The 3,539-nt window shown below is 59.5% G+C and carries 4 protein-coding genes and 1 pseudogene; 4 read left to right on the forward strand and 1 reads right to left on the reverse strand.

Going from position 1 to position 3,539, the window contains the following annotated elements:
* Positions 1–41: 41 nt before the first annotated feature.
* Positions 42–347 (reverse strand): CsbD family protein, encoded by a 306-nt coding sequence (locus tag PQR08_RS38380; protein ID WP_408164430.1) that lies wholly within the window; start codon positions 345–347, stop codon positions 42–44.
* A 198-nt stretch (positions 348–545) separates the two neighbouring features.
* Between PQR08_RS38380 and PQR08_RS38385 the strand changes: the two are divergent.
* From PQR08_RS38385 to PQR08_RS38400, 4 genes and pseudogenes are all read left to right on the forward strand, one after another.
* A pseudogene (locus tag PQR08_RS38385) lies at positions 546–766 on the forward strand (hypothetical protein); the annotation flags it as partial.
* A 127-nt stretch (positions 767–893) separates the two neighbouring features.
* Positions 894–1,658, forward strand: coding sequence for a glycosyltransferase family 2 protein (locus tag PQR08_RS38390; protein WP_408164432.1), 765 nt, complete (start codon positions 894–896; stop codon positions 1,656–1,658).
* 43 nt (positions 1,659–1,701) lie between these two features.
* Positions 1,702–2,364: an HAD family hydrolase gene (locus PQR08_RS38395; protein WP_408164434.1), complete on the forward strand. Its 663-nt coding sequence runs from the start codon at positions 1,702–1,704 to the stop codon at positions 2,362–2,364.
* Positions 2,365–2,671: 307 nt separating this feature from the next.
* Positions 2,672–3,355, forward strand: coding sequence for a MerR family transcriptional regulator (locus PQR08_RS38400; protein ID WP_408164436.1), 684 nt, complete (start codon positions 2,672–2,674; stop codon positions 3,353–3,355).
* Positions 3,356–3,539: the final 184 nt, after the last annotated feature.

A 3,539-nucleotide genomic window follows, 5' to 3' on the forward strand; every position in this document is an offset into this window, starting at 1 on the left:
CCCCTATGCTTGGCCATCTTTTCCGGTCATACAGCCTCGTGTCAGTATTGGTCATCGCCCCGATACCGCTTGGGGTAAGAACGTGAGGGCGTCGCATTTGCGGTTGCCCATATCGCGCCGAGCACAAAGCCTAATCCCGCGGCCACTGCAAGAGTAGACAGCGGACTATCAACCGTCTTGTTTCGCACGATTTCCGTTGTATCCGCGTACAACTGCTGTGCCTTGCCGCCGAGTTCGCGCGCCTTACCGACCGCCTGTGCGCCGGTATCGCCCAGCAACTCACCGGCAGCGTCTTGCACCTTGCCGGCAATTTCCTTGACGTTTCCTTCTGCTTTATTCGAGTCCATTTTCACTCCCTGGTAAATTTATGAGATGTAGGACATCCTGCCGAACGTTCAATTACTGGCCCACCATCCTGTTACCAATGTGCAAGCCGTGTTCCTGTTCGGACGCGCGCGGAATAGCGTGTCCGACTTGCCGAGGAAGGGTCGAAGCTTGCCCGATGACACCCACCCGGTATCTCAGCAAGCTGCGGCCCAGACACAGACGCGCTCGGATTCCTGATGACCCGCGAGATCGCGCACTCAGAAGTCATTCGAAAATGCGCTGCACTCGTTAACCGGCGGTCGAAATGGAGACGGCGCGGCACGCGTGGCGTCAAAGGGCAGATATCGAAGTGCTTAAGGCGATGGCAGCACGGACGGCTCCCAATCCATCGAGCGACCCCGTCGCGGGCACCGACATTGGTTCGGCGCGGGCGAGCTAATTGCTGAGATCGGGTTCGATGAGCTAGGTAAGCCGGACGGCTTCCTCCCGCGCGGCTTGCAGATCAGGTGTATTTTCAGCCACAGGGCGGGCCCTGGCGCCCGCTAATAAAAATCAAAAGGAAGAGCATGCTCAGCGTCGTTATTCCTGCGCACAATGAAGCTGCCCTGATCGGACCTTGCCTGAATTCCGTCCGGGTCGCCGCCTCGCATCCAGGGCTCGGTGGCGAGCGCGTGCTGATCGTGGTGGTCGCCGATGGCTGCAGTGACCTTACCGAAACGATCGCGGTTTCATGTGGTGCGCTCGTCCTCAGTACTTCCAAACGCAACGTCGGGAGTGCGCGTGACCTCGGGGCGCGTCTGGCCATCGCTCACGAAGCACGATGGCTTGCTTTTACAGACGCTGACACGACCGTACACGCAGACTGGCTGGTCAAGCAACTCGAGTGTGCGACGGACGCAGTGTGTGGGGTGATCACAGTCTCCGATTGGACGGGGCACCACGCCGAAACAAGAGCCGACTTTGTCACGACATACCGCGATGTTGAGGGACACCGCCATGTCCATGGCGCGAATCTCGGATTGTCCGCGATCGCGTATGAAGCGGCCGGCGGATTTCAACCACTCACCTTCAACGAGGATGTTGCACTGGTCCAAGCCCTCACGGATCACGGCTTCTCCATCGCTTGGACCAACAAGGTGCGTGTCGACACCAGCGCGCGAACGGAATCTCGCACACCACGGGGCTTTGGTGCCACCTTGCGGGCGGTATCGGAAAAGCTCAAAGCGGGACCTGCCGGACCGTTGAGTGCTCATGCCCGTTACGTCCGCTCGGGTCACGCTGACACTGCAAGCGAGGCCCAGGGGAACGAGCAAATGCTCGGCGCACCATGAGCCGCCGCCACCCCGGTTGACGGTATCTGAACAGGAGCGTCACATGCCCAAATCTGCGATCTTCGACGTTGACGGAACCTTGATCGATTCCGTCGATCTGCATGCACTCGCTTGGCACGAGGCGTTCGTCCATTTCGGCTACAACGTGACTTTCGAGCAGGCGCGCAGTCAGATCGGCAAAGGCGGTGACAATCTGCTTCCGGAATTCCTCACTCCGCAACAGGTCGATGAGTGTGGCCCGGCGCTTGAAGACTGGCGCGGCAAGCGATTTAAAAGCGCTTATCTCCCGTTCGTACGTCCCTTTTCCGCGGTGCCGGCCTTGCTGCAGCGATTGCGTGCGAACGGCATCAAGCTCGCCGCCGCCTCCTCGGCAAAGAAGGACGAACTCGACGTCTACCTGCAGATTGCAAAGGTCGCGGATCTTTTTGACGCGACCGTTTCTTCAGAGGATGTCCAGACCTCCAAGCCGGCACCCGATGCCTTCAAGGTGGCAATACACAAGCTTGGCGTCCCGCCGTCCGAGGCGATCGCTATCGGTGACTCCCCCTATGACGCGCAAGGAGCAACACGCGCCGGCTTACGCGCATTGGGCTTTTTGTCCGGCGGATTTGCCGAAGAGGCATTGTGTGAGGCGGGTTGTACAGCAATCTATACTGGACCAAGTGGTCTCCTGGCCTGCCTCCGCACTTCGGTTTTCGGACTATAACGAAGTTGTTCAGCACGTCAACATCACCGCAAAGCGGTCCATGACACCGCGATGCGACTCAAAGGAGAAAGACATGGATGTTCCAGTTACGGAAGATCAAGTCCGCAGTCTCGCCTATTAGCTTTGGGAGGAAGCGGGTAGTCCGACAGCCGCTCAGACGAGCTTTGGATCTTGGCGCAAACCCAACTTCCAAACGTGCCTGAAGCGGAAATCGATGAAACGAGGGCCGCACGCTTGTCCGACCATGCCGACGATGCCGCCGCGCATGAACGGCGCGACATTTCAGTCGACGCGCAGTCTTTGATAGATGCAGCAGAACAACGGCTTCAAACTGGCGGGCACCCCGGAAAGCGCTCAACTTCCTGATTGGGTCGCGACACCGGCTCCTGCGAGCGGCGTGAGTGGAATTGGCATCGCGGCCGTCGCCCAAGAAATCGGTCTGACGAAGGACACACTTCGAGTCTGGGAACGCCGGTACGGCTTTCCCCAGCCGATACGGTCTCGTGGCGGCGAGCGACTTTATCGCCAGGAGCAGGTGATGGAATTGCGGTTGATTAAGCGCTTGCTCGACGCGGGCCATCGGCCGAGCAAGGTGCTCGGACAATCGATCGACGCGTTGCAGCATCTGGCCGAGAGTTCGGGAGTTGGGCAGGACGCGCCGGACTCCGAACTCGATCATTTGCTCGAGTTGTTACGCCTCAATTCCTTCGATGATTTTCGCTTTGCCCTGCTGAAGCGTGGGACCCGCTACGAACTCGAAAAATTTGTACTGGATGTTGCGGCGCCCCTGTCCACCCGGGTGGGCAACGCATGGGCGGCTGGCTCCTTGCAGGTTCATCACGAACATCTGTTTAGCGAGTCCCTACAGAACTACAGAGCACGCTGCGCGCACAGATGCGTCCGCTTACCGATGCGCTCGTCGGGCGCGGCGGGCGCCCGCGCGTGCTGCTCACGACCCTGTCCGGCGAACGGCACAGCCTCGGCCTCCTGATGGCAGAAGCGATGTTCGTGCTCTCTGTCTGCGAATGTGTTCAATTGTAAGCACGCGGGGAAGGCATCTTGACGTGGGCAATCGCGTGAATGATCAAGCAGCGGGCGGCGTCCAACGATGAGGAAGCAGTTGCGCGATGTCGGAGGCTCGGTGTGTCGGCAAGCGCGTCAACACGTCCTTGAGG

Source organism: Caballeronia jiangsuensis, from assembly GCF_046030135.1.
In the GTDB taxonomy this organism is placed as follows: Bacteria; Pseudomonadota; Gammaproteobacteria; order Burkholderiales; family Burkholderiaceae; genus Caballeronia; species Caballeronia jiangsuensis.